The sequence below is a fragment of the Novacetimonas maltaceti genome, assembly GCF_002906255.1.
Taxonomy (GTDB): domain Bacteria; phylum Pseudomonadota; class Alphaproteobacteria; order Acetobacterales; family Acetobacteraceae; genus Novacetimonas; species Novacetimonas maltaceti.
This window is the reverse complement of the sequence record NZ_POTC01000010.1, coordinates 17,294-42,554: the sequence shown is the minus strand read 5'-3', so window position 1 is coordinate 42,554 and position 25,261 is coordinate 17,294. Positions and strand designations below refer to the sequence as shown.

Genomic DNA, 25,261 nt, shown 5'->3' with positions numbered 1-25,261 from the left:
GATGACTATATTTGTCCGTATATAGACAATATAGGGCGATTCCTGCACGAAATAGCACGCACGGTAACATGCACATGACATCAGCATGCGCGAGGCCACCATGACGACACGCATGGCGTTACTGTCATTACATTGCGAATGAAAATTATTTACATACCCGCCCGGCCACCACGATGCCCGATCGCCACGACACGCGACGCAACCCCGCCACGGGGCGTGGCGTTGGAGGCGTGCATGTCATGCCGTGTGACGCACGAAGACACGAAATCACCAGCGCCGAACTTCCCGCCCCCCGGGCTTGCTGCGCCGGGGCGGGACCATCGGGGGAACCGCAATGGCCGTGCCGCGCCTCCTGCTCTGCCTGCCCTGCCTCCTCGCGATGGCCTGCTGCATGGGGCCGGACCCGCGCCTCGCCACGCGCCGTGACGGGCCATCCGCATCACCCCTGACCGCATCTGGCGCGCAATCCACGCAACGCGGCGGCACCGCAGGCGGCGGGTATGACCGCGGGCTGCCGCAGTAAGTGCGCCCTGCTGGCCCCGCCCCCGGCGCAAGGGGGGACAGACCTGCGCTGGCATGGGGGCTCCCATTCTGAAAAATGTCACGGAACCTTGAGGGAATACAGTAGTGTTACAACATCGCACCCAGTGGGTGCCCTGTATGCTGGTCCCATGACCAAAGCTGACGAGGAAACATAAATGTCCGACCTGATTGTCATCGGTTTCGACGCGATCGACGAAGCCACTGCCGCCCTGACGGAATGCAAGGCGCTGGAAAAGGAATACCTGCTCGACCTGGAGGACGCGGTCGTCGTCGTGCGTGACGCGGCAGGCAAGATCCACCTGCAGCAGAGCGTGAACCTGGAGAAGGTCGGCGCGTCCTATGGCCTGTTCTCCGGCGGGTTCTGGGGCGCGCTGGTGGGCCTGCTGTTCCTCAACCCGCTGGCCGGGTTCGTCGCGGGCAGCGTCGTGGGCGCTGGCGCGGGCGCGCTGGCTGGCTCCATGAGCGATTACGGCATTGATGACAAGTTCATCAAGTCGCTGGGGGCGACGATCCCCGTCAACACCTCCGCCCTGTTCATCCTGGTGCGCAAGTCGCAGCCCGAGAAGGTCCTGGCGGACCTGAAGCAGTTCAAGGGCCATGCCCGCGTGCTGCAGACCTCGCTGTCGCCCGCCGATGAGGAAAAGCTGCGCGCGGCCCTTGGCGAAGTCGCGGCGAAGGCCACGCCGGCAGCCTGATCCCTGCCTTTGTCACATATTGAATAAGAGTTTTCGGGTGCCGCCTTTTTTAAAAGGGCGGCATTCTTTTTACCGTTTCCGCGCATCTGGCATGGTGTGCATGCCATTCAGGGGCTTTGCCCCCGCCCTCACCAAAGGGCATTGCCCTTTGGGAGCCATGACGACGGGCGCACGGATCGTTGATGAGCGGACCGGCCACGGGATGATAGGATGTCTTCCCATCACCGCCCGAGGATGCCGCATGCGCCTGTTCCGTTCCCGCCCCGCCGGCCGTTGCCACCTGCCCGCGCTGCTGGGCCTCGCACTATGCCTGGGCGGTGGCGTGGCGCAGGCCGCTGCCGCCACCCCGACACGCACCGAATCCCCCGCGCTGAAGGTCGCCTATACCTCCCGGCGGGTGATGAACGCCGTGGCCGTGTCCGATGACGGGCGGGTGTTCGTGTCCTTCCCCTACTGGGGCGGGGGCGACACGCCGGGGCCGACGGTGGCCGAACTGGCCCCCGATGGCACGGCCCGCCCCTATCCTGACGCGAAATGGAACAGTTGGGATACGACGCATGACAACGACCACGCATTCGTGCGCGTCAACGCAATCCGCTTCGGCCCGGACGGGAAGCTGTGGGTCGTGGATTCAGGGGAGGCCAATGTCGGCGGCGCGCCCAATCCCCCCACGGGGGCGAAGGCAAAGCTGGTGGTCATCGACATCGCCACCGGGCAGGTCACCCGCACCATCAGCCTGGCCGACGCCAGCACGCCCCATACCTATATCGACGACCTGCGCTTCCACGGCTCCACCCTGTTCCTGACGGATGCGGGCGATCCGGGGCTGGTGGTGGTGGACATGAAGACCGGGCGACAGCGGCGGGTGCTGGAGCATGCGCGCTCCACCACCGACGAACGCCCGATGTACGCCGAAGGGCAACTGCTGGTCAGCAACGGCAGGCCCGCGCGCGTCCACACCGACCAGCTGGAGGTCTCCCCCGACGGGACGAAGCTGTATTTCCAGCCCAGTTCCGGCCCGATGTGGGTTGTCCCCACTGCAGCACTGGAGGATGCGACCCTGTCGCCCGCCGCGCTGGAGCAACAGGTGCGCCTGTTCCACGACACCCCCACCACCGGCGGGACGGCCATTGACGGGGATGGCAACCTGTATGTTTCGGATACCAACCTGTTGCGGATCCTGCGCATCACGCCGGAAGGCAGGGCCACGACACTGGTGGCGGACAGGCGGCTGGTCTGGGCCGATGCCATGTGGATCGCCCATGATGGCGCGTTATGGATTCCCGCCGTGCAGCTGAACCGCACGGCCACGTTCGAACGCGACGGCAGATCGCACCTCAACCTGCCGGTTGCGATCTATCGCATGGACCTGCATCTCAGGCCCGTGCGATAGGGCGCGCCGCAGGACAAGGGATGAAAGTATCTGGGGGCGTCTTTTTTCAAGAATGGGATGCCCTTCGAAGCTTCTGAAAAAGCTTCACCGGAAACTTCCGTTCTTTACCGGATGGCGCGGATTATCCCGGCACCATGACGGAGACGCCATGCACGCCCTTGGCAAAGCCGGAAGTTCCGGCCTCCCCGCCAGACAGGCGGGCAATGTCCGACAGGGAATAGTCGTTCAGCGCCTCCATGAAGGCGGCATGCGCCATGTCGAACATCTGCGCAAAGGCACCCGGTTGCCGGGCGGCGGGGCGCGCGGCCTCGATACAGCGGACGATATCACCGACACGCACCCGCGCGGGGTCCTTGCGCAGGCGCAGCAGCCCGTCCCCGGCACAGCGTTCGATCAGGCCGCAGCGATCCAGGTCATGCAGGACACCCGCCGCTTCCTGCTCCGACAGGCCACACCGGCCCGAGATGTCCTGAGCATAGGCCGGCGCGCTGGAATGTCGCGTCATGCAGATAAGGAATTTCACTGCATGGTCTATATGTAGGGAAAGCTGCATCTAGTTTTGCATCTCGCACGCAATGACGGGTCCTGCGACGCAACGGCGCCAGTTTCACTTTTATATAAAATCTGCAAACAGACAACACATTAGACCAGTCTCTTATAACCCTGACGGCCTGTCCGCGCGCCTGCCTGCCACTCCATGGAACGGGACTTTACGGCGATAACGGGGCAGGATTGAGGCAGATGCACGCACCTGCGTGCCAGCGTGCATTTTGCTTCGCCAGATTTGTAATATTCGCGTGACGAACGCCCCGGACCGCGTCATATCGGTGAAAATGCGGCCCTTCCTTTCGCGCCTCCCGTGGCGCCTCCCTGCACGCCCCTTCACCACCGCGCTGCCGGGGGCGTGGCTGTACGCGCCACGCCTGACGGCGGCGGGTTTTTCGCTGCGGACCACCATCGCGGCCCTGCTGGCGCTGGCCATCGCATTCGGCATGGAACTGGGTGAACCGCAATGGGCGCCCATGACCGTATGGATCGTGGCGCAGGGCACGCGCGGCGAGAGCATTTCCAAGGCACACTGGCGCATTGTCGGCACGCTGGCGGGCATTGCCTCGGCCATCGTGCTGATCGCGGCCTTCCCGCAGTCGCCGTGGCTGTTCTTTCCCGCGCTGTCGCTGTGGGTCGGGCTGTGCACGGCGCTGGGCACGCTGGTGCATAATTTCCGCAGCTACGCCTTCGTGCTGACGGCCTATACCTGCGCCATCGTGGCACTGAGCGCGACGGCCATCGCGGACCAGGTCTTCACCCTTGCCATGGCGCGCGGCAGCTACATCCTGCTGGGGGTGATCTGTGAAATGGTGGTGGGCATGGTGTGCCTGCCCAACGTGGCGGCCCAGGCGCGTGAGGCCGTGACGACGCAGTTGCGCCAGATCATCACGCAGGCGGCCATGGCGGTGCGCGACATCCTGGCCGGGCGCCCCCCGCCAGAGGGCGACCTGCATGGCATCTTTTCGCGCGCGCTGCTGCTCAATGACCGGATCGAATTCAGCGCGATCGAGGTCGGGCGTGAAAAGCACGCCGTCGCCTTTGCCCGCGCGACGCTGGGGCTGGTCACGCGCATGACCTCGCGGGGCCTGGGCATGCGCAGCAGGCTGCTGGCGATCCCCGGCCATTCCGCCATGGCGGGCGCGGTCATTGACGATACCATCGCGCTGCTGGGGCTTCTGCCCGACGCGCTGGGGGATGCGCGCGCACTTGCACGGATGCGCGCGGACATGGCGCACCTGACCCGGCGGTGCGCGGATGGCATCGCATGGACCGCGCGCCCCATGACCGACAGCGCGGCGATCGAGGCCGCAACCGGCGACCGGATCGTGCTGCAGGGGATGGAACTGCTGCTGCACGAGATTTCCCACCTCCTCGCCTGCTTTGCCGATGACCCGCGCAAGGCGCTGACGCCGGGGCGTTTCAGCCTGCCGCGCCCCGACAACTGGCATGCCGCATGGCATAACGGCCTGCGTTCGGGCGTCGCGGTCCTGACGGCGGCATTGATATGGGAGACGACGGCATGGGCGCAGGGCGCGCTGTTCGTCACCTTCGTCTGTGTCGTGTGTGCGCGCTTCGCCTCCTTCAGCAACACGGTGCTGGCCAGTGCGGCGTTCTTCTATGGCGCGGTGTGGGCTGCGATGGCCGCCGTGGTCCCGGTCTTCGTGGTGATGCCGCTGACCTCGGCCTATCCCATGCTGTGCTTCAGCATCGCGATCCCGATGTTCATCGGCGGACTGGCCACGCGCAACCCGTCGACGGCGGCGATGGCCGCGTCGTTCAGCAATTTCTTTCCCTACCTGCTCGGCCTCGACAACCACAGCCGCATCGACGAACTGCAATGGTTCAACACCACGTTCGCGCTGCTCAGCGGCCTTGGCTTCGGGGTTCTGGTCTTCCGCTACGTGCTGCCGTTCAACCTGCGGCGGTTCTGCGCGCTGTTCCGTGCCCGCACGCTGGGCAACCTGCACCGCATCGGGCGCACGCCCGCGCGGATGGAGGAGGATGTCTGGATCGGCGGCATCATACAGGGCATGGAAAACCTGATCGCGCATATGGGGCACAGGGGCGACCGCCTGACGGATGCGTGGCTGCACGGGGCATTTTCGGTCATGACCATTGGCCGCAACCTGCTGTACCTGCGCGATTTCCGTGGCGATCCGCGCATCCCCGCAAAGGCGCGCGCGGACCTGTCGGCCCTGTTCGACGCCCTGTCGCACGCGGCCACGGGGCCTGCCGCGCTGGCGCATCAGGTCCGCGCCACGTTCGAACGCCTCCATGGCATGGAACGGACCTCCGGCGATACGGGCACGCGCATCGCACTGAGTGCCGCGCTGGGCGGGCTGATCATCGTCGCCACCGAACTGGGCCGGGGGAATGTCTTTTTCACGCCCGGCGCGGCCTGCCCCGACCCGCGCGCGCGGGCCTGAGCACGGCGGGAACATGATGGCGGCCCTTGGTAAAACGCATGGCGCGGTGATATGACCGCAGCACGGATATCGCCTGATCCGGACGAAAACGGGCCATGCCACCCCATCATGACGGAAGACGGACTTTTCATGAACGCGCCCCTCCCCTGCCTGAGCATCGAGCCCGTGACCGCCCCGCTGAAGGGGCGCGTGGTCCTGCCGGGGTCGAAATCCGTGACCAACCGTGTCCTGCTGCTGGCGGGGCTGGCGCGTGGCACGTCGCGGCTGACCGGCGCGCTGAAAAGCGACGACACCCTGTACATGGCGCAGGCCCTGCGGCAGATGGACGTGGAGGTGGAGCAGCCCGATGCCACCAGCTTCGTCGTGCATTCATCCGGCACGCTGCATGCGCCGGATGGCCCGCTGTTCCTGGGCAATGCGGGCACGGCGGTGCGGTTCCTGACGGCGGCAAGCGCGCTGGTGCGCGGCACGGTGGTCGTGGGGGGGGACGCCAACATGGCGCGCCGCCCCATCGCCCCGCTGGTGCACGCGCTGCGCACGCTTGGCATCGACGCCAGCGCGCCAAGCGGCTGCCCCCCCGTCACCATCCATGGCACCGGCGGGCTGTCGGGTGGGGCGGTGGAAATCGACGCCAGCCTGTCGAGCCAGTATGTCTCCGCCCTGCTGATGATGGCGGCATGCAGCAGCAAACCCGTGCGCATCAGCCTGTCCGGCCCGCATATCGGGGCGCAGGGCTATATCGGGCTGACCATCGCGGCGATGCGTGCCTTTGGCGCCAGCGTCACGGCGGGCGATGACGCGTCATGGACCGTCGCGCCGGGCGGGTATAGCGCGACCGATTTCCGCATCGAACCCGATGCCTCCGCCGCGACGTACCTGTGGGCGGCCGAGGCCCTGTCGGGCGGCGCGATCGACATCGGCTTTCCCATCGACGATTTCACGCAGCCCGATGCCGCCGCGTGGCGCGTGATCCAGTCCTTCCCCCATATGCCTGCCGTGATCGACGGGTCGCAGATGCAGGACGCGATCCCGACGCTGGCGGTCATGGCGATGTTCAACGCAACACCTGTGCGCTTTGTCGGGATCGAGAACCTGCGCGTCAAGGAATGCGACCGCACGCATGCGCTGGCAACCCAGATGCAGCGCATCAATCCCGCCTACGCACGCGAAGAAGGCGACGACCTGCTGGTGTTCCCCAGCCCCGACCCCGCGCAGACCGCGAAAGAAGTGGCAATCGAGACCTATGACGACCACCGCATCGCCATGTCCTTCGCCCTTGCGGCGCTGAAGATCCCGGAGATTTCGATCCTCAATCCCGGCTGCGTGGGCAAGACGTTCCCGGCTTACTGGGATACGCTGCGGGCGCTGGGCGTGAAGATCCAGCCCTGCGGGTAACACGGAGGCTCAGGGCGCTGCCCTGAAACCCGGCAAAGGGTATTACCCTTTGCAAACCATGACTTTTAATGAATCAGGGTGCAGGGATCGCGATCCCTGCCGGGTCCGGGCAGAGCCCGGGTGGGGCAAACGCCGACTTCCTCAGGGGCGTTGTCCCCGAACCCCCACCAAAGGGCATTGCCCTTTGGAAACCATTACTTTTCCTGCCGGATGATCGCCTCTGCCGCCGCCACGGCGGTATGGAGTTGCGCGTGGATGTTGGCGGGTTCGACCACGGGGGTGATGCGGTGGCGGTCCATGTCGGCGCGCAGGTAGGGACTGACCCGCCCGAAGATCACGGTCACGCCGCGCGCGCGCAGGGCGGTAAACAGGTCGCGCAGGTCGCTGGCGGCGGAAAAGTCAATGTCCGTAATGGCGCTGGCATCCACCACAAGGCAGGACAGCGGCGCGGACGCCCCTTCCGCCATCACGCGCACATCCGCGACGAACCGGGCGGAATTGGCATAGAACAGGTCCGCGCAGAACCGGTAGACCACCAGTCCCGGCGATGTCCGCACGCCGCCCGCGACCCCGCGCGGTTCCAGCAGGCCGGAATGCGGGTCATGGCACAGGATCATGGTGTGGGGTTCGTAACTGTGGCGCACATGGCGAAACAGCGACAGCGCGATGGCAAGGAAGATCCCCTGTTCCACCCCGATGCCGACCACCGCCGCCGCCGTCACCAGCGCCAGCCCGCATTCGCCGGGGCTTTCACGCCGGATGGCGCGGATCGCGCGCAGGTCGATCATCCCCACCGCCACGGTAAAGACGATGGAGGCCAGCACACAGCGCGGCAGGTAGCGCAGCGGCCCCGTCAGGAATACCAGCACCACCGCCGTCACGGCGGCGAACGTCAGTTGCGCCAGTTGCGTGCGCGCACCGGTCCGCGCGGCCATCGCGGTCTGGGTCGGGCTGCCATTGACGGTAAAGGTCCCGCTCAGCCCCGCCACCGCATTGGCCGCGCACAGGCCAAGGATGTCCGCATTGTCATCCACCGGGTCATGGAACCGCAGGGCGAATGCGCGCGATGTCGCGGCACTCTGCGCAATGATGACGAACACGCACGACGTGGCGACCGGCAGCAGGGCCAGCATGTCGTTCCATGATACATCGGGAAAATGCAGGCGCGGCAGGCCGCTTTCGATCGGGCCGAGCGTCTCTATCCCATGCCGCGACAGGTCGAACGCCATGCTGGCGATGATCGACCCCACCACCGTCACCAGCGCAAGTGGCGCGCGCGGCGCCAGCCTGTCGCCCACCATGATCAGCCCCACGACACAGGCCGACAGCACCATGGTCGGCCCGCTGGCATGTGGCAGGTGCGCCAGCGTCTGCACCAGTTGCAAAAGCGGGTTGTGCGCGGTGGTCACGATGCCCAGCATGTCGCGCACCATCGCCAGCGCGACCTGGATCCCCACCCCCGCCATGAACCCCACCAGCACGGTGCGCGACAGGAAATCGGCCAGGAAGCCAAGGCGGAACAGGCGCGCAACCAGCAGGAATCCCGCGCTGAGCAGTGCGACCATGCTGACCAGCGCCATGTAATGCGGACTGCCCGGCGGGGCCATGCGGCCCAGCGCGCTGGAAAAGATGGCGGCGGTGGCGGAATCGGCCGCGACCACCAGATGCCGCGACGCGCCGAAACAGGCGAACGCCACCAGTGGCAGCAGCACCGTATACAGCCCCGTCACCGCGGGCATGGCGGCAATGCGGGTATAGCCCAGCACCTGCGGGATGTTCATCGACGCCAGCGATATCCCCGCGATGACGTCACGCATGCGCGCGCGCCATCCCCCCGGCACGGATGCGCGCGGGCCGTGTGCGGCACCTGTTTTCATGACCATGATACCAATATCGCCCATAATCCAGCCACCCGGGCGGCAAAGCCGGGCCGGGTCGCGCCACGTCATCGTGGCAAAGACCGCCGACCATATCGTAAAATACACGCAACACGCCACCGTGCCGTACCAACCGTTCCGCGTTGCCGCACGACAGGCGGCGATGCGTCGCGCATGCCCGCCATGATGGATAAACATACATATTCGCACGGGATATATCAGGTATTCATTTTTGAAACGTGCGCATGAAAACGAACAACTTCATGACTTTCCTGAACATCAAAAATAACACTTCATGTTATTTCACAAATCAGAAAAAGTTCAGTCATGCGAAATATCTTCTTATGATTTATTCAAGTATTGTTTTTCACTCTATATTTATCCATGAATCGATAATCCGCCGACAAGGCTATAGTTTTTCACAAGGCCGGTATGCGGTATGGGTATATTGCGCGGATTAAACCATGGCGTTGATATATAACATATAGATATATTCAATCTGGACAGCACGAGGCCGCTGACTATCCTGCCTCATAACAGGATTATCATAAAAAAACGTTCGTTCCCCCATCATTGCCATAGATTTTGTTATGTCCATCAGCCATCCAAAACTGCTCATCATCCAGCCCTCCCATTACCGTTCCAAGACGGACCGGACGATTTTCAAGACCCGACGACGCCAGATGGTTCCCCTCGCGCTGCCGTACCTTGCGGCGCTGACGCCACGGGAATGGTCGGTCACCCTGCTTGACGAGCAGCTTGAGGACATCGATTTCGATGCGCCCGTCGATGTGGTGGCGCTGACGGCGTGGACGCTGCATTCGCCGCGCGCCTATGACATCGCCACCGAATTCCGCCGCCGGGGCGTGACCGTCATCATGGGGGGGCCGCACGTCTTCTTCTATGCCGACGAGGCCGCGGAATATTGCGATGCCGTCGGCGTGGGCGAGGCGGAGCCGATCTGGACCACGATGCTGGAGGATGCGGCGGCCGGGCGGCTGAAGAAAATCTATCGTGCGACGCCGCTCAAGGAACTCGATAACCTGCCGCCGCCACGCTATGACCTGCTGGACCTGAAGAAATTCGGCCCGTTCAGGACGTTTGCGGTACAGTCCTCGCGCGGGTGCCCGTTCGTGTGCGATTTCTGCTCCGAACGCTTCTACCTTGGCGGGCGCTACCGCTGGCGGCCGGTCAACCAGATGGTTGACGAGATCCGGCGCATCAAGAACAAGGGGTCGCACTTCTTCTTCGGTGAAAGCAATTTCGGCGGCAAGAAAAGCCGGGCGATGGAACTGATGGAAGGGCTGGTCCCGCTGAAGATCCGCTGGTCCACGCTGTGGTCGTCCAATCTGTGCCTCGATACCGATTTCCTCGACCTTGCGCAGAAAAGTGGCGTCATGCACGTCAATATCGGCATTGAAAGCATCGATGCCGAGACACTGGCCGACATGAAGAAGGGCTGGAACAAGACCACCCGCTATGGCGAGATGTTCGACAACATGCGCCGCCGCGACATCAGCTACTCCCTCAACTTCATCTTCGGTTATGATGACGAGGACCCCGATGTCTATGACAACACCCTGCGTTTCCTTGAGGAACACAAGGTCCCGGCGGCCTATTTCAACATCCTGACCCCGACCAAGGGCACCGCCCTGTTTGACAAGATGCTCAAGGCCGGGCGCATCATCGACCCCGAGGACATCGACCGCTGGCCGGGGCAGGTCTGCCATATCTGGCCGCGCGACTGCACGCCCGGACAGATGGAACAGCGCATCCAGCGGATGTACAAATCCTTCTATGGCATGCGCTCGATCTTCCACCGCCTGCCCTTCCCGAAATCGCGGTCCGACATGGCGTCGTGGATCCTGAACATGTCCGAACGCCGGATGGCATTTTCGTCGACTGGCAATAACGATTTCGATATCTACTGAGGTTTCGAAAAAACAGGAGCTTCCAAATGCCGCCTTTTTTCAAAAAAGGCGGCATTATTTTTGAATGACCGGACGTATCTGGGGTTTTTTCAAAAAACGCTCCTCCCTTTCCCACACATGCCCGCCACTTTCACGCTTTCGTGCGATCGTGTTGCGGGGTCGCGCGCCTTTCCGTCACGCGATATGCTGCGGCCGAACTTTCACCATCACCATCTGGCACAAAGGGCATTGCCATGTTTTCCTGCACCGGATACGCGGCCACCGCCGCGGATGCGCGCCTTGGCCCCATCACGCTTGAACGTCGCGACCCCGGCCCCGATGACGTGAAGATCGACATCCTGTATTGCGGCGTCTGTCATTCCGACCTGCACCAGGCGCGTGATGAATGGCACAACACCATCTTCCCCTGCGTTCCCGGCCATGAAATCGTGGGGCGCGTGGCGCAGGTGGGCACGTCGGTCACGCGCTTTCACACCGGCGACCTGGTGGGCGTTGGCTGCATGGTCGATTCCTGCCGCGAATGCAAAAGTTGCCGTGACGGGTACGAGCAATATTGCGAACAGGGCTTCGTCGCCACCTATAACGGGGAGGACAGGCAGGGACGCGGCATCACCTTTGGCGGATATTCGCGCGCCATCGTCGTGGACCAGTCCTTCGTGCTGAAGGTGCCCGAAACGCTCGACCCTGCTGCCGTGGCCCCCCTGCTGTGCGCGGGGATCACCACCTATTCCCCGCTGCGCCACTGGAAAGTGGGGCCGGGGCAGCGGGTCGGCATTGTCGGACTGGGCGGGCTTGGCCATATGGGCGTGAAGTTCGCCCGTGCCTTCGGTGCGGAAGTGGTCCTGTTCACCACCTCCGCCAGCAAGGTCGCCGACGGCCTGCGCCTTGGCGCGCATGAGGTCGTGCTGTCGAAGGATGCCGACGCCATGGCGCGCGAACATGGACGGTTCGATTTCATCCTTGACGCGGTCGCCGCCAACCATGACATCAATGCCTATCTGGAACTGCTCAAGCGCGACGGGACGCTGGTGCAGGTCGGCGCGCCGGAAACGCCACTGCCGGTTTCGGTGTTCAGCCTGCTGATGAAGCGCCGCAGTTTCAGCGGGTCGCTGATCGGGGGCATTCCCGAGACGCAGGAGATGCTGGATTTCTGTGGGAAGCACGATATCACCGCCGATATCGAGATGATCCGCATGGACCAGATCGAGGACGCCTATGCCCGCATGCTGAAATCCGATGTGAAATACCGCTTTGTCATCGACATGGCGACCATGCCGGCCACGGCCTGAGCCTGTCTGGCAATATCGGAAAACATGAAGAAGTTTCCGGGTGCCGCCTTTTGATCTGAAAAGGCGGCACCTTTTGAAGCTTTTTTAAAAAAGCTTCACCAAAAACTTCTGTTATTTTCTTATTTTTTGCAAACGTGTATCGGGGGCCTCCGAACGAGGCCGCCATCACGGTCCGATAAAAAAACATCCCGCGCCGAACCTTTGGCCGCCCCGCATGTTGGATAGGGGCACGCCAATTCCGGAACGAGCGTCACGCGGCCATCCCGGTCGCGTTGATGTCACGTAGATGGACGCTCGCTCCCCTCTGCAAGGGAGTCCTCCATGGCTTACAAGACCGTCAATCCCTACACCAACGAACTGGTCGCAACCTTTCCCGACCTGCGCAAGGACGAACTGGAACAGGCCGTCGCACAGGCACAGGCGACCTATGCCAGATGGTCGCGCACCGATTTCCCCGAACGGCGCGCCATCGTGAAAAAGGCGGCACGGCTGCTACGCGAAAACAGCGACCATTATGCCAGGCTCCTGACGCTGGAAATGGGCAAGCTACTGCGCGAAAGCCGGCAGGAAGTCACGCTGTCGGCGGATATCCTCGACTACTATGCTGACAAGGCCGAGGAATTCCTTGCCCCGCAGCCTGTCCCGGACGAGGCGGGACGTGGCGACCGCGCCATGGTCATCAGCCAGCCGATGGGCGTCATCCTGGCGATCGAGCCGTGGAACTTCCCCTATTACCAGCTTGCGCGCGTGGTGGGGCCGCAGTTCATGGCGGGCAATGTGGTGATGGTCAAGCATGCCTCCAACGTGCCGCAGTCGGCCGCCGCCTTTGCAAGGCTGTTTGACGATGCCGGCGCGCCAGAGGGGCTGTACACCAACCTGTATGCCACCCACGCGCAGCTTGAGACCCTGATTGACGATCCCCGCATCATCGGCGTCGCCCTGACCGGCAGCGAAGGCGCGGGCGCGCGCATCGCCGCGCGGGCGGGGCAGAACCTGAAGAAGACGACGATGGAACTTGGCGGCAGCGACGCCTTCATCGTGCTGTCGGACGCGGACATGGAACAGGCGGTCAAATGGGCCGTGTGGGGCCGGATGAACAATGGCGGCCAGTGCTGCGTGGCGTCCAAGCGCATGATCGTCATGGATGATATCGCCGATGAATTCCTCCGCCGCTTTACCGAGGCCCTGGGGCGGCTGGAGCCGGGCGACCCGATGGACGAGGCCACGGGCCTGCCGCCCATGTCATCGCAGGGTGCAGCGGACCAGTTGAACGAACAGGTCCGCATGGCGGTGAAACATGGCGCCAAGGCGATCCGTGTCGGCCCTGCCCCGCCACAGCGCGGCGCGTTCGTGCAGACGACGGTCCTGACGGATATCACACCGGAAAACCCTGTCTATCATCAGGAACTGTTCGGTCCCGTGGCCATGTTCTTTCGCGTGCGCGACGAGGAGGAAGCGATCCGGATCGCCAATGACAGCCCGTTCGGCCTGGGCGGATCGGTCTTCACCCGCGATACCGACCATGGGACGGACGTCGCGCGGCGGATCGAAACCGGCATGGTGTTTGTCAACCACCCCACCTGGACCCGCGCCGACCTGCCGTTCGGGGGGATCAAGCGTTCGGGATACGGGCGCGAACTTTCGTCGCTGGGGATTCAGGAATTCGTCAACAAGAAACTGATCGACGTCGTGCCGATCGACGCCGCCGCCTGATCTTCAGGATGTCACGGGACCACGGGCCTGCGGAACCTGCCGCGTTCCGTGGGCCCGGTCATGCCTTCATGTTCTTTTTTGAAAAAAGAGCCAGAAAACCTCTGGTCATTAAAAGTTTTTGGTGAAGCTTTTTTCAAAAAGCTTCGAAAGACACGACATCCGTAAAAAAACGGCCAATCCGAAACCTTCCGTAATAGGACCACCCACCTTGTCTCCGGCACGGGCAATGCCCAATATGGCTGCTGTCCCCTTTTGGGAAAGAAGCACCCATGGCACGCTGGTCCTATCCCCGCCCACCTTCCAGCGAGATCACGCCCCACGCGGCCTGGCTGTCGCGGCGCCACTTCATGGCTGCTGCGTCGGCGAGTGCTCTGGCAGCCCCGTTCGGCCATACCGGCCCGGCCATGGCGCAAGCCCTGCATACGCGGCCCGGCCCGTATCAGGCGGCCGAGACGCCAACGCCGCTGGAAGATGTGACGCATTACAACAATTTCTATGAATTCGGCATGGGAAAGGGCGATCCGTCCGCCTATGCCAGCGCATTCCAGCCACGGCCATGGACCCTCTCCGTCGAGGGGCTGGTGGAACGTCCGCGCGTGTGGGACATCGACCGCCTGATGGCCGAAATGCCGCTGGAGGAGCGGCTGTATCGCATGCGCTGCGTGGAGGCATGGTCGATGGTCATCCCGTGGGATGGCTTCGCACTGGCGTCGCTGCTGAAGCAGGCACAGCCGCTGGGCAGCGCGCGCTATGTCGCGTTTGAATCCGTGGTGCGCCCCGCGCAGATGCCGGGGCAGCGCACCGTCCTTGACGCCCTGCCCTGGCCCTATGTGGAGGGGCTGCGCCTTGATGAGGCGATGCACCCGCTGGCCTTCCTTGCGGTCGGGCTTTACGGGCGGACGCTGCCGAACCAGAACGGCGCGCCGGTGCGTCTGGTGGTGCCATGGAAATACGGGTTCAAGGGGATCAAGTCGATCACGCGCATCCGCCTGATGGAGCAGATGCCCCCCACGACATGGAACCGCATGGACCCTTCGGAATACGGGTTCTTCGCCAACGTCAACCCGGATGTGGACCACCCCCGATGGAGCCAGGCGACGGAACGCGTGATCGGCGCGGGCGGCTTTTTCGGTGGGGGACGCAGGAAGACGCAGATGTTCAACGGATATGGCGAACAGGTCGCGGGCCTGTATGGGCAGATGAACCTGCGGACCCATTTCTGACATGCCCTACCTGAGCGGCACGCCGCGCAACCGGACCGTCATGCCGTGGCGGTTCGAGACATGGGCCCTCACGCTGATCGGCCTTGGTCCGGCGGCGCTGTATTTCTGGTATGGCGCGCATGACCGGTTGGGGGCCGACCCGGTCAACGTCTTTGAACGCTGGCTGGGGCTGTGGGCGGTGCGCTTCCTGCTGGTGACGCTGTGCATCACCCCCCTGCGGGAGGTCAGCGGATACAGCCTGCTGCGCTATCGCCGGACGTTCGGGCTGCTGGCCTTCTGGTATGCCTGCATGCATGTGGCGGTCTATGTCGCGCTCGACCAGCAGTTCGACATGGCGGTCCTGTGGCGCGATGTCACGCACCGGCCTTTCCTGATGATCGGGGCCTGTGCGTTTACGCTGCTGGTCCCGCTGGCGGTGACATCGAATACATGGTCGATACGCCGGCTGGGGCGCCGGTGGCAGGTGCTGCATCGCCTGGTCCATGTCGTGGCGATCCTTGCGGCCGTGCATTTCCTGATGGCGTTCAAGACCTACACCCCCACCAGTGTCGGCTATGCCACGGCGCTGTGCCTGCTGGTGCTGTGGCGGTACCGGCACAAGCCAGGGCGACATCCGCAGGACGCCCCCGCAAAACATTGAAAGTCTTCTGGCGAAGATTTCTGGAAAATGGCGACACCAGTCCCGCATCATGTCCCCCGGGATGCGTCCGGGTCAGGGCCGGTCGCAGTGGACCTCAATGCCGCATCGTCTATTCCCCGCCATGACGGAAGAATCCGGTCAATAATATTGACGCATAACCAGTCGTGTTATTACCAATAAAATTCGTTATACATGCGATATATATTCAGAATCCGTCATAAAACAATAATTTTTATTATGTGGATTCTTTTCGAAACGCCGGAACTGCCGCCATGACACATCGTTGAGTCGTCCACAGCGGCCCTGACGGGATTGCTTTCCCATCCATGCTTTCGCACCCGATGGGAAAAAACAAGGATTCCAAAGCGCCGCTGCGATCTCTGGAGGAGATGACCATGACATATCGTACAGTCAACAGCCTCAATATCGGCGCCATCGCACATGCCCCGGCGGACAGCCACGGCGGGGGTGGGGCGGCGAACAATCCCGGCAATTTCGCCAACGATCCCAAGCGCGCGGCCGAAGCCGGCCACAAGGGCGGGCAGCACAGCTCCGGCAACTTTGCCAACGACCCGGAACGTGCCGCCGAAGCCGGGCACAAGGGGGGCCAGCACAGTTCGGGCAACTTCGCCAACGATCCCAAACGTGCGGCCGAAGCCGGGCACAAGGGCGGGCAGCACAGTTCCGGCAACTTTGCCAAGGACCCGGAACGCGCCGCCGAAGCCGGCAGGAAAGGCGGCCTGCACAGTCACGACAAGTCGTGACGGCAGGACCAAAGGACGGGACCCTCAACGGGTCCCGTTTTTTTATGACCCGCTCATCCCATTACAGGTCCCGGGCCGCAGCCTTGCGTTTCAGTTCGTCATTTTTCGCGAACATGTCCAGCAGTTCGCCCGCCGCACGGGCATAGGCACGTGCATCGTCCCAGGCCTGCCGTGGACGCAGGATGCCCGACGGCACGCCCTGCACCTCCGTCGGGATCAGGAGGCCGAAATACCCGTCTTCCTCGAACCCTGCCGCATCAAGCTCCCCGCCCAGCGCGGCATTGAGCAGCCGGCGCGTATGGGCCAGCGACATACGCTGTCCCGTGCTACATGGGCCACCAGTCCAGCCCGTATTGACCAGCCAGCACGCCACACCATGCTCCTCGATCAGGGATCTGAGCATCGCGCCATACACTTCGGGCGGGCGCGGCAGGAACGGTGCGCCAAAACAGGTGCTGAAGGTGGCCTGCGGTGTCGCGCCCAGCCCCTTTTCCGTGCCCGCGACCTTGGCGGTATAGCCGGTCATGAAGTGATACATCGCCTGCTGTGGCGTCAGGCGCGACAGGGGCGGCAGCACGCCGAACGCATCGGCGGTCAGCATCACGACATGGCGCGCAATGCCACCACATCCGTCGGGCTGGATATGGTCGATGAATTCGATCGGATAGCATGAACGCGTATTTTCCGTCCGCGACCCGTCATCGAAATCAATGACGCCATCTTGCGACGCTACATTTTCCAGGATCGCGCCAAAGCACGTGGATGCCCGCCAGATCGCCGGTTCCCTGTCACGGTCAAGCCCGATGGCCTTGGCATAGCATCCGCCTTCGAAGTTGAAGATGCCATGCGCGCTCCACCCATGTTCGTCATCACCAATCAGGCGACGCGACGGGTCGGACGACAGGGTCGTCTTGCCCGTGCCCGACAGGCCGAAAAACACCGCGACATCGCCGCCTTCACCGATGTTGGCGCTGCAATGCATCGGCAGCACGCCGTGCTGCGGCAACAGCCAGTTCATCAGGGTAAAGACGGCTTTCTTGATTTCCCCCGCATAACGGGTCCCGACGATCACGATAGATTTCTGCTCCAGCGAAAGCACGATCGCGGTGCCGCCATGTGTCCCGTCCTGCGCCGGGACAGCCTGCAGGCCGGGCGCATGGATGATCGTATAATGCGGGGCAAACCCTTCATGCTCCTGCGGCGTGGGGCGGATGAACATGTTGCGCGCGAACAGGGCATGCCAGGCGCTGTCGGTCACCAGGCGCACGGCAATGCGGTATTGCGGGTCCGCCCCGGCAAACACATCCTGCACATAGACCACGCCACCGCGCAGGTGATCCTCCGCCCGGGCACGCAGGTTCTGGAAATGGGCGGGCGCCATGGGCTGGTTGACCTCACCCCACCAGATGTCCGACGTGCTGGCGGGTTCATCGACAATGAACTTGTCGCGCACCGAACGCCCGGTATGCTCCGCCGTATCGACCATCAGCGCGCCACCATCCGACAGGTGCGCGCCCCCCTGCAGCAGGGCATGTTCCACCAGTTCCCCGGCCGACAGGTTGTGAAACACATGGCGTGCCCCGGCCAGCGGGTCCATAAAGGCGCCGTCATGGGGGGATGTGCTGTGCATGGTGATGGAACCGCTCATCAGGTTCGCTCCCGTTTTTCTTTTTGTTTGACAGCGTGGGAAGTTTTCGGGTTCTGGATTCTTTCAGAAACCAGCGTTCTTCGAAGCTTTTTGAAAAAAGCTTCACCAAAAACTTTTGTTTTCATTCATCAGCCATTTTACAGCGGGAATGCAAACTGCACCCAGAACCGCTCCCCGCCCACCGTATTGTGGGACACGACATTATGCTGCCACTTCAGCGCCACGCCCATGCCGCGCCGGATGCTATAGACAAACTGTGGCCCGATGGTGAAGTTGCGCATGCGGTATCCATTTTCGTACGGCACGCCATACTGCATGTCATCGCTGAACTGGTTGGCGAAATTGCCCTGGATCCCGACCTGCAGCTTGGGAAGCCTGCGAAAAGGGCGATACCCGATGCCATAGTCCAGATCGAACAGCGCACCGTCATGGTAATGGGTGGCGGGATTGATGGTTGAAAACTGTCCCGTGAATTCCACGGACACTTCCCATCGCCCCGGCATCCATGTCACCGCGCCCTCGGGCATGAAGGTCACCTTGTTCGGGCTGACATTGGCCAGGGCACGACGGTTGAAGGTCGAACCGGGAAACCAGAAATCCTGCCCCACCATCAGGTGCACATTCCCATGCGACCATGTCAGGTAAAGCGCCTGCAGGTCGAACGAGGACATGTTCATCGCAAAATCGCTGCTGTCCCCCACACGCACGCTCTTGCGCTGCAGGACGGGGGAGACACCGGTTTCAAGGTGCAGGCCGTGGTAATCCACGTCCCATCCATGGACAAGGCGCGGGGCATAGGCAAACAGGTTGGCGCGGAACGGCACGGTGGACCTGCCCTTCGCATTGTTCAGCGACGGCATCGGCACATCGACGATATAGTTGAACAGTTCCGTCTCGTTCGGGCCGGGCAGGATGGCGGGCATCACGGTGTTGACCCCGGTGGGATAGACACTGCCCCCGCCTTCGGTGGCATACGCACGCCCCGCCGCCAGCACCCCCATACATCCCAGCGCAAGCGCCAGCCCGTGTCCCGCCATTGCGGACGCCATCCGCGCCTGCCTGCGCGCACGCGCATTGCTGAAGGACAGCAGGAGGCCCAGCGCAATCCCCAGATAGGCCGCAAAGACCACACGCCATGCAGGCGGCAGCAGGAACGTGATGGTATGCGCGGGCACCCAGAAACATACCAGCGTCAGCATGACGATACGCGCCCATGGCGAAAAGCTGGGATGCTGCAGGGCACGCCATGGGGACTGCCACCCGTCGTCAATGATGCGGTCCGTCACGAAATGTGCCGTCATCATGAAAAACCCATACCCGGACAGGAGATTGATCCACACACTTGCACACAGCGCACGCCACACGGCCGGCGCCCCCGGCCCGAGCAGGTGGCCCACGCCCGCGTCAATCACCTGAAAGGCGAAGGCGATCCAGACCCCAAGGCATCCCCAGATCAGCGCACGCACCAACACGGCGCGCACGATCCAGCGGCCTGCGACGATCCGCCCCCTCAGGCATTCCCCGAATGTCGCAAGACAGGCGAATTTCAGGAATGCCAGGATATATGGATGCGCCATGACCCATGGATGCTCACGGGCATGTTCACCCAGGCCGATAAACACGATGCTTGCGATCATGAAATAAAAAGCCGCCAGACCATCATATATGGCGTATCGCGCCGTGCGCGGTGGCGGGACAACAGCATACCCGTTTGTCGCCATGTCACCTTCACTCCATTTTCTTCTTGTTATTCTGGAGAATTTTTCAGACTGACTTTATCAATGTTTCATTTCCATGCTTTGTCCCGCGCCACCGTTGCGGCACGGGTGGGGCAGCATGGGCATGGTGTCGCCTTTTCTTCAGGAAGGCGGAATTATCCGAAACATGCCGGGGAAAGATTCGATATTTTCACGTGGTTTTACAGGATGAATCCTGTTCAGTAGACAGATCCCCGTGCCACAGGGGGCAGCGCGTCCTTGCGGAACTCCCGCAGGTGCCGCGACGTGGCCGCCACCAGCAGGCCCACATCGCTGCCGATGGCAACAAAACTGGCCCCAAGTTCGACATAACGCCGCGCAAGCGCCGGGTCCGACGTCAGGACCCCGGCGGGACGGCCACAGGCACGGATGCGCACGATGGCCATTTCCACTTCCTCCTGCACCGCAGGCGCGCCGGGCTGCCCCAGATATCCCATGTCGGCGGCGAGGTCGGCCGGGCCGACAAAGACCCCGTCCACCCCCTCCACCGCGCAGATCTCCTCGATCGCGGCAAGGCCCGCGCGGCTTTCCACCTGCAGAAGCAGGCAGACCTGCGCGTTCGCGGTGGGAAGGTAGTCGGGAATGCGGTTGAACGCCGAAGCCCGCGCCAGAGCGGCGCCGATCCCCCGGATGCCCTGCGGGGGATAACGCACCGCGCGCACCATTTCGCGGGCCTGATCCGCACTTTCGATCATGGGCACCAGAAGCGTCTGCGCGCCAAGGTCGAGGACCTGCTTGATCATCCATGCCGCCCCCGTCGGGGGGCGTACCACCGGATGCCCATTCCCATGCAGGACCTGAAGCTGCGCCATCAGGGTCGGGATGTCATTGGGGGCATGCTCCCCATCCAGCAGGAGCCAGTCATACCCGGCACCTGCGCAGATTTCGGCGGTATAGGGATTGGCCAGCGCCAGCCATAGCCCGATCTGGCATTCCCCATTCCGGATGGCGGCCTTGAACCTGTTGACAGGGGCAGGCATTTTCCGTCTCTCCCTATTCAAAATAACAGCCCAGCGTGCCGTGGTGGCCGTAATCGGCCATGATCGTGTCCCCATGTCGCGCCTCGATGGGGCGGATGAAGGACCCGGCCAGGACGACATGCCCGGCATCGATCCCCTGCCCATAGGCCGCAAGGCGACGGACCAGCCAGACGATCCCGCGTACCGGATGGTTCAGGACACCCGCGCCAAGGCCGGTTTCCTCCACCACGGCATTGCGTGACACAATCGCCCCCATCCACCGCATGTCCACATCCCCCGGCCTGATGGCCTGCCCGCCCAGCACGATCCCGGCATTGGCCGCGTTATCGGCAATCGTGTCGATAACCGTCCGGGCCTGCCCGGTTTCACGGTCCACACGCACGATACGGGTATCAAGGATCTCCAGCGCGGGAACCACATAGGCCGTTGCATCAAGCACGTCGCATATGCCGACATCCGCGCCCCGCAGCGGGGATTTCATGACAAAGGCAATTTCCGCCTCGATCCGGGGCTGGATGAACCGCCCCGCCGGGACATGTGCCCCATCCTCGAACATCATGTCGTCAAGCAGGACGCCGGAATCCGGGGTTTCGATATTCAGCGCCGACTGCATCGCCCGTGACGTCAGTCCGATCTTCCAGCCGATGATCCGCCTGCCCGCTGCAACCTTGCGCGCCACCCATCCCGCCTGGATGGCATAGGCATCGTCAAGGTCCGCATCGGGATACCGGCCCGAAATCAGGCCGGTCTGCACGCCCGTGCGCTCCGCCGCGTCAAGCAGCGCGATCTGCGCCTCACGCTGTGCTGTCGTCAGCATGGGCTTTCCCCTTCGTCGATCACGCCGTTACGCAGGACGCCAAGCCCATCGGCCCGTACCTCCACCACGTCGCCGGGTTTGAGCCAGATGGGCGGGTCATGGCGTGCCCCCGCCCCGGTTGGCGTGCCGGTCACGATCATGTCGCCAGGCGACAGCGTGGTAAAGGTGGAGATATAGGCGATAAGATATGCAAACGGAAAGATCATCCGCCCCGTGCGGTCATGCTGGCGCACCGCACCGTTCACGCTGGTTTCCAACGTGATATCGGACAGCTGCGCCGGATCGGAAAACGGCACCAGATACGGGCCGATCGCGCCAGAGCCATCGAAATTCTTGCCCTGCGTCACATTGAATTTCGCATGCCGCACCCAGTCGCGGATCGTCCCCTCGTTACACAGCGACAGGCCCGCCACATGCTCCAGCGCATGTTCGGCGGGAATGCGCCGGCCGCCCCGGCCGATCACCACGACAATCTCCCCCTCGTAATCAAGCTGCACGGACTCCGGCGGGCGGCGCAGCGGTTCGTCATGGCCCACGAAGCTGCGCGCAAGCCGGATGAACAGCGAAGGATAGGGCGGGGCCTCCTGCCCGTCCTTATATTCCGCGTTCCGGTCGGGATAGTTCACGCCCACGCAGATGATCTTTTCCGCATCGGGAATGGGAATTTCATAATGAATGGCGGTATGCACCAGGTCCGCCATCCATCCCTGCGCCTCGCGCGCAAGTTCATCGAGCGCACCTGCTGCCACAACGGCGCGCAGCGTGGGCCAGCGATCGCCATAATGGCGCGACAGGTCCACGATCCCGTCCTCACGCACAAGGCCGTATCCGGGGCGGCCCTGATTTGAAAAACTGATGAATTTCGGCAACATTTCACGCGATCCTGCTCTGTCGTGAACGGTCCTTTCGATGGAGTGCGGCGTCAGGGCGCTATGATCGGCTGGGCCTTCAGCAACGGCTCTGTCACATGTGCCCCGGCGAATATGCTGCCATGTTCGAACCATGACCGCGGCGCGGGCGCGCCCCACAATGTCTGGCGCTGCGGATCCTTCAGGTCCCATCTGATGGGTTCAAGGTCGGGATCCACAGTCTGGTAATCAGAGCAGTAGATTTCGATCCGGTGCCCGTCAGGGTCGAGGATATACAGGAAAAACGCATTCGAAATCCCATGGCGGCCCGGCCCGCGTTCAATATTGGCCAGGTATCCGGTGGTGGACATCAGGTCCAGCAGGTCGATGATGTTCAGAGGCGTCGGCACCCAGAATGCGGTATGATGCAGTCGCGGCCCCCGCCCATTGGTGAATGCAATGTCATGCACGCCGCCCTTGCGGTGCATCCATGCCGCCCACAGACGCCCGCTTTCATCATCCTCGGTATATTCGGTGACGCGAAAACCGATCCGGTTGTAAAATTCGACAGACGCATCGACATCCGTTGAAAAACAGTTGAAATGGTCGATACGCAGCGGCCTGACCCCGTGATAGAGCGCATATTTCTGGTGGATCGGGGGCAGGCGTTCCATCTGGAAATAGAATTCCAGCGGCATGCCCGACGGATCGCGCGTGCGCAGGGTCCGCCCCTGATGGGGACGTTCCACCCATTCAACCGGCAATCCCTGTTCACACAGCCAGTCCCATGCCTTGTCGAGGTCTTCTTCGGAATAAAGTTTCAGCGCCAGCATGGAAACTTCGGCCTTTGGCCCCTGGCGCAGGATCATGCAATGATGCCCGCGTTCCTCCATCGCACGCAGGTAGATGCGCTCCGCATCCTCCGTCACGACCTGAAGGCCAAGCGTGTCGGCATAGAAGGCGCGGCTGCGCGCAAGGTCGGTCACGATGAATTCCACGTGGCTCAGGCGCACGATGTTGAAGGGTGGATAGAGGTTCGGCATGGGAATCGGCATTGTTCTTCTCCGTTATTGCTGCCAGCAGGCCCGTTGCAGGAATTATGAAAAAAACGAAAAGACGTTTTTGGGTATCTACTTTTTTAAAAAGTTATGTTCTTTGAAGCTTTTTGAAAAAAGCTTCACCAAAAACTTTTATTCTTTTTGTAAATTTCCCTCATCCCAGTTTCGGGATGGGATGCGCGGTGGTGGCAAACGCGATATTCTTGGTTTCCATGTAGAAATCAAAGGACCAGTCGCCCCCGTCGCGGCCGATTCCGGAGTTCTTGATACCCCCGAAAGGCGCGGGAAGGTGACGGACATTTTCCGAATTTATCCAGATCATGCCAGCATCCAGCGCATCGCCAACACGAAAGGCACGCGTGACATCGGATGTCCACACATAGCCCGACAGCCCATACTGCACACCATTGGCAAGGGACAGGGCCTCGGCCTCGTCACGGAAGGCGATGGCGGTCAGGACCGGACCGAAAATCTCCTCCTGCGCGATACGCATGTCATTACGCGCATGGGTAAACAGCGTCGGCGCGACATAGCACCCGCCACCCGGCCCATCCACACGCGTCCCACCCACGGCAAGCGATGCGCCCTCGCTCCGTCCGATTTCGAAATACTCCAGAACCTTCCGCTCATGTTCGGGATGGATCAACGGGCCGACGACCGTTTCCGGGTCCAGCGGATGCCCGACCTTTATGGCACGCGCCTTCTGCGCGACAAGGTCGGTGAACCGGTCATGGATGCTCTCCTCCACCAGGAGCCGTGACGAGGAGGTGCAACGCTCCCCATTGAGGGAGTAGATCATGAACGCCACCGCCTGCGCCGCACGGTCGAGGTCCGCATCGGCAAAGACGATGACAGGGTTTTTTCCACCAAGTTCAAAATGCACACGCTTGAGGCTGTCGGCCCCCTGCTTCATGATCAGCGATCCGGTGCGGCTTTCGCCCACAAAGGCAATGGCCCTGATGTCGGGATGCTGCGTCAGCGCCCGGCCCGCATCCTCGCCAAAGCCGTTGACCACGTTCCACACCCCTTTCGGCAGGCCCGCCCCTTCGGCGATGCGCACCAGCAGGCTTGCGGTCAGGGGGGAGAATTCCGCCGGTTTGTGCACCACCGTGCAACCGGCGGCCAGCGCAGGCGCAATCTTCCATGTGGAAAGCATGAAGGGCGTGTTCCATGGCGTAATCACACCCACCGGACCAATCGGTACGCGGGTGGTCATGTTGACCTGTCCCGGCCCACGCAGGCTCAACCCGTCGCGCGCGGCCGGTGCCCGGTCGGCAAAGAACCTGAAATTCTCCGCCCCGCGCAGGGCCGCCTTGGACATGAAACGCAATGCCTGCCCGGTATCGACACATTCCAGCAGGGCGATTTCCTCCGCATGCGCCACGATGGCGTCGGCAATGCGGTGCAGCAGCCTGCGCCGCGCCTCCCCGCCATAGGCCGCCCATTCCGCCATGGCGTCGCGTGCGGCACGCGCGGCAAGGTCCACGTCGCGCGCATCGCCATGCGCAACCTGCGCGAGGGGTTTGAGGTCGATGGGGGAAATCGTCTCGAACGTCATGTTGCCGATGGCGGGGCGGTCTTCCCCCCCGATATGGTTGGGCACGCCATGTTCGCGAAACCGCGCGAGGTAGTGGCCAACCTTGTCGATATTGTCCTGCAGTACGGACATCACGATACTCCATTGCTTGCGCATGACGGGATTGCCCCATCATGAC

General features: G+C 62.7%; 21 protein-coding genes. 12 read left to right on the top strand and 9 right to left on the bottom strand.

The annotated features are described in order from the left end of the window. Positions 1–334: 334 nt before the first annotated feature. From KMAL_RS05595 to KMAL_RS05585, 3 genes are all read left to right on the top strand, one after another. On the top strand, positions 335–523 hold the full coding sequence (locus tag KMAL_RS05595) for a hypothetical protein (RefSeq protein WP_110094767.1): 189 nt from the start codon (positions 335–337) through the stop codon (positions 521–523). A 175-nt stretch (positions 524–698) separates the two neighbouring features. Continuing rightward, on the top strand, positions 699–1,238 hold the full coding sequence (locus KMAL_RS05590) for a DUF1269 domain-containing protein (protein ID WP_110094766.1): 540 nt from the start codon (positions 699–701) through the stop codon (positions 1,236–1,238). Between the two features lie 241 nt (positions 1,239–1,479). Further along, positions 1,480–2,631, top strand: a complete 1,152-nt coding sequence (locus KMAL_RS05585) for an SMP-30/gluconolactonase/LRE family protein (protein WP_110094765.1) — start codon at positions 1,480–1,482, stop codon at positions 2,629–2,631. 121 nt (positions 2,632–2,752) lie between these two features. Here the strand turns inward: KMAL_RS05585 and KMAL_RS05580 are convergent, their stop codons facing one another. Further along, entirely contained in the window at positions 2,753–3,184 is a 432-nt protein-coding gene (locus tag KMAL_RS05580) for an Rrf2 family transcriptional regulator (RefSeq protein ID WP_110094764.1), read from the bottom strand. A gap of 280 nt (positions 3,185–3,464) precedes the next feature. Here KMAL_RS05580 and KMAL_RS05575 point away from each other — a divergent pair, with 280 nt between their 5' ends. Together KMAL_RS05575 and KMAL_RS05570 are read left to right on the top strand one after the other, a co-directional pair. Next, a complete protein-coding gene (locus tag KMAL_RS05575) occupies positions 3,465–5,606 on the top strand; it encodes an FUSC family protein (RefSeq protein ID WP_239019971.1) in 2,142 nt (713 codons plus the stop codon). A gap of 129 nt (positions 5,607–5,735) precedes the next feature. Beyond that, on the top strand, positions 5,736–7,001 hold the full coding sequence (locus KMAL_RS05570; protein WP_167400098.1) for a 3-phosphoshikimate 1-carboxyvinyltransferase: 1,266 nt from the start codon (positions 5,736–5,738) through the stop codon (positions 6,999–7,001). A 194-nt stretch (positions 7,002–7,195) separates the two neighbouring features. On the opposite strand, the gene KMAL_RS05565 is transcribed toward KMAL_RS05570, so the two are convergent. Further along, the gene (locus KMAL_RS05565; RefSeq protein WP_408887897.1) at positions 7,196–8,884 is read right to left on the bottom strand and encodes a SulP family inorganic anion transporter; all 1,689 of its coding nucleotides are present in this window, start codon (positions 8,882–8,884) and stop codon (positions 7,196–7,198) included. A gap of 584 nt (positions 8,885–9,468) precedes the next feature. On the opposite strand from KMAL_RS05565, the gene KMAL_RS05560 reads away from it, so the two are divergent. The 6 genes from KMAL_RS05560 to KMAL_RS05535 all read left to right on the top strand — a co-directional run bounded on the left by KMAL_RS05560 (position 9,469) and on the right by KMAL_RS05535 (position 16,438). Continuing rightward, positions 9,469–10,809, top strand: coding sequence for a B12-binding domain-containing radical SAM protein (locus KMAL_RS05560; protein ID WP_110094762.1), 1,341 nt, complete (start codon positions 9,469–9,471; stop codon positions 10,807–10,809). Between the two features lie 233 nt (positions 10,810–11,042). Continuing rightward, a complete protein-coding gene (locus KMAL_RS05555) occupies positions 11,043–12,098 on the top strand; it encodes an NAD(P)-dependent alcohol dehydrogenase (RefSeq protein WP_110094761.1) in 1,056 nt (351 codons plus the stop codon). Positions 12,099–12,419: 321 nt separating this feature from the next. Continuing rightward, positions 12,420–13,811: an NAD-dependent succinate-semialdehyde dehydrogenase gene (locus tag KMAL_RS05550; protein WP_110094760.1), complete on the top strand. Its 1,392-nt coding sequence runs from the start codon at positions 12,420–12,422 to the stop codon at positions 13,809–13,811. Positions 13,812–14,080: 269 nt separating this feature from the next. Further along, complete coding sequence (msrP, locus tag KMAL_RS05545; protein ID WP_110094759.1) at positions 14,081–15,034, top strand: protein-methionine-sulfoxide reductase catalytic subunit MsrP; 954 nt, start codon at positions 14,081–14,083, stop codon at positions 15,032–15,034. A 1-nt stretch (position 15,035) separates the two neighbouring features. Further along, positions 15,036–15,674, top strand: a complete 639-nt coding sequence (msrQ, locus tag KMAL_RS05540) for a protein-methionine-sulfoxide reductase heme-binding subunit MsrQ (protein ID WP_110094758.1) — start codon at positions 15,036–15,038, stop codon at positions 15,672–15,674. Positions 15,675–16,069: 395 nt separating this feature from the next. After that, positions 16,070–16,438 carry a con-10 family general stress protein gene (locus KMAL_RS05535; protein ID WP_408887896.1) on the top strand — a complete coding sequence of 123 codons (369 nt, stop codon included), beginning with the start codon at positions 16,070–16,072 and terminating at the stop codon, positions 16,436–16,438. A 61-nt stretch (positions 16,439–16,499) separates the two neighbouring features. On the opposite strand, the gene pckA is transcribed toward KMAL_RS05535, so the two are convergent. Both pckA and KMAL_RS05525 read right to left on the bottom strand, forming a co-directional pair. Continuing rightward, the gene (gene pckA, locus KMAL_RS05530; RefSeq protein ID WP_110094757.1) at positions 16,500–18,086 is read right to left on the bottom strand and encodes a phosphoenolpyruvate carboxykinase (ATP); all 1,587 of its coding nucleotides are present in this window, start codon (positions 18,084–18,086) and stop codon (positions 16,500–16,502) included. A 137-nt stretch (positions 18,087–18,223) separates the two neighbouring features. Further along, complete coding sequence (locus tag KMAL_RS05525; protein WP_167400097.1) at positions 18,224–19,663, bottom strand: SphA family protein; 1,440 nt, start codon at positions 19,661–19,663, stop codon at positions 18,224–18,226. Between KMAL_RS05525 and KMAL_RS17190 the strand changes: the two genes are divergently transcribed. Further along, on the top strand, positions 19,655–20,029 hold the full coding sequence (locus KMAL_RS17190; RefSeq protein ID WP_167400096.1) for a hypothetical protein: 375 nt from the start codon (positions 19,655–19,657) through the stop codon (positions 20,027–20,029). The genes KMAL_RS05525 and KMAL_RS17190 overlap by 9 nt on opposite strands. Here KMAL_RS17190 and hpaI read toward each other — a convergent pair. The 5 genes from hpaI to hpaE all read right to left on the bottom strand — a co-directional run bounded on the left by hpaI (position 20,023) and on the right by hpaE (position 25,215). Continuing rightward, positions 20,023–20,823, bottom strand: a complete 801-nt coding sequence (gene hpaI, locus KMAL_RS05520) for a 4-hydroxy-2-oxoheptanedioate aldolase (protein ID WP_110094755.1) — start codon at positions 20,821–20,823, stop codon at positions 20,023–20,025. The genes KMAL_RS17190 and hpaI overlap by 7 nt on opposite strands. A gap of 13 nt (positions 20,824–20,836) precedes the next feature. Continuing rightward, positions 20,837–21,640: a 2-oxo-hept-4-ene-1,7-dioate hydratase gene (gene hpaH / locus KMAL_RS05515; protein ID WP_110094754.1), complete on the bottom strand. Its 804-nt coding sequence runs from the start codon at positions 21,638–21,640 to the stop codon at positions 20,837–20,839. After that, complete coding sequence (locus KMAL_RS05510; RefSeq protein WP_110094753.1) at positions 21,634–22,512, bottom strand: fumarylacetoacetate hydrolase family protein; 879 nt, start codon at positions 22,510–22,512, stop codon at positions 21,634–21,636. The genes hpaH and KMAL_RS05510 overlap by 7 nt, the downstream gene beginning before the upstream one ends. Positions 22,513–22,562: 50 nt before the next feature. Next, positions 22,563–23,543, bottom strand: a complete 981-nt coding sequence (hpaD, locus tag KMAL_RS05505; RefSeq protein WP_110094752.1) for a 3,4-dihydroxyphenylacetate 2,3-dioxygenase — start codon at positions 23,541–23,543, stop codon at positions 22,563–22,565. 157 nt (positions 23,544–23,700) lie between these two features. Next, a complete protein-coding gene (hpaE, locus tag KMAL_RS05500; protein ID WP_110094804.1) occupies positions 23,701–25,215 on the bottom strand; it encodes a 5-carboxymethyl-2-hydroxymuconate semialdehyde dehydrogenase in 1,515 nt (504 codons plus the stop codon). Between the last annotated feature and the right edge of the window lie 46 nt (positions 25,216–25,261).

What these genes read in the sequence shown, in the direction of transcription:
- KMAL_RS05595 (WP_110094767.1), top strand. Translation starts at nt 335, where the DNA reads ATGGCCGTGCCGCGCCTCCTGCTCTGCCTGCCCTGCCTCCTCGCGATG.
- KMAL_RS05590 (WP_110094766.1), top strand. Translation starts at nt 699, where the DNA reads ATGTCCGACCTGATTGTCATCGGTTTCGACGCGATCGACGAAGCCACT.
- KMAL_RS05585 (WP_110094765.1), top strand. Translation starts at nt 1,480, where the DNA reads ATGCGCCTGTTCCGTTCCCGCCCCGCCGGCCGTTGCCACCTGCCCGCG.
- KMAL_RS05580 (WP_110094764.1), bottom strand. Translation starts at nt 3,184, where the DNA reads ATGCAGCTTTCCCTACATATAGACCATGCAGTGAAATTCCTTATCTGC.
- KMAL_RS05575 (WP_239019971.1), top strand. Translation starts at nt 3,465, where the DNA reads ATGCGGCCCTTCCTTTCGCGCCTCCCGTGGCGCCTCCCTGCACGCCCC.
- KMAL_RS05570 (WP_167400098.1), top strand. Translation starts at nt 5,736, where the DNA reads ATGAACGCGCCCCTCCCCTGCCTGAGCATCGAGCCCGTGACCGCCCCG.
- KMAL_RS05565 (WP_408887897.1), bottom strand. Translation starts at nt 8,884, where the DNA reads ATGGTCATGAAAACAGGTGCCGCACACGGCCCGCGCGCATCCGTGCCG.
- KMAL_RS05560 (WP_110094762.1), top strand. Translation starts at nt 9,469, where the DNA reads ATGTCCATCAGCCATCCAAAACTGCTCATCATCCAGCCCTCCCATTAC.
- KMAL_RS05555 (WP_110094761.1), top strand. Translation starts at nt 11,043, where the DNA reads ATGTTTTCCTGCACCGGATACGCGGCCACCGCCGCGGATGCGCGCCTT.
- KMAL_RS05550 (WP_110094760.1), top strand. Translation starts at nt 12,420, where the DNA reads ATGGCTTACAAGACCGTCAATCCCTACACCAACGAACTGGTCGCAACC.
- msrP (WP_110094759.1), top strand. Translation starts at nt 14,081, where the DNA reads ATGGCACGCTGGTCCTATCCCCGCCCACCTTCCAGCGAGATCACGCCC.
- msrQ (WP_110094758.1), top strand. Translation starts at nt 15,036, where the DNA reads ATGCCCTACCTGAGCGGCACGCCGCGCAACCGGACCGTCATGCCGTGG.
- KMAL_RS05535 (WP_408887896.1), top strand. Translation starts at nt 16,070, where the DNA reads ATGACATATCGTACAGTCAACAGCCTCAATATCGGCGCCATCGCACAT.
- pckA (WP_110094757.1), bottom strand. Translation starts at nt 18,086, where the DNA reads ATGAGCGGTTCCATCACCATGCACAGCACATCCCCCCATGACGGCGCC.
- KMAL_RS17190 (WP_167400096.1), top strand. Translation starts at nt 19,655, where the DNA reads ATGCGCCATGACCCATGGATGCTCACGGGCATGTTCACCCAGGCCGAT.
- KMAL_RS05525 (WP_167400097.1), bottom strand. Translation starts at nt 19,663, where the DNA reads ATGGCGCATCCATATATCCTGGCATTCCTGAAATTCGCCTGTCTTGCG.
- hpaI (WP_110094755.1), bottom strand. Translation starts at nt 20,823, where the DNA reads ATGCCTGCCCCTGTCAACAGGTTCAAGGCCGCCATCCGGAATGGGGAA.
- hpaH (WP_110094754.1), bottom strand. Translation starts at nt 21,640, where the DNA reads ATGCTGACGACAGCACAGCGTGAGGCGCAGATCGCGCTGCTTGACGCG.
- KMAL_RS05510 (WP_110094753.1), bottom strand. Translation starts at nt 22,512, where the DNA reads ATGTTGCCGAAATTCATCAGTTTTTCAAATCAGGGCCGCCCCGGATAC.
- hpaD (WP_110094752.1), bottom strand. Translation starts at nt 23,543, where the DNA reads ATGCCGATTCCCATGCCGAACCTCTATCCACCCTTCAACATCGTGCGC.
- hpaE (WP_110094804.1), bottom strand. Translation starts at nt 25,215, where the DNA reads ATGTCCGTACTGCAGGACAATATCGACAAGGTTGGCCACTACCTCGCG.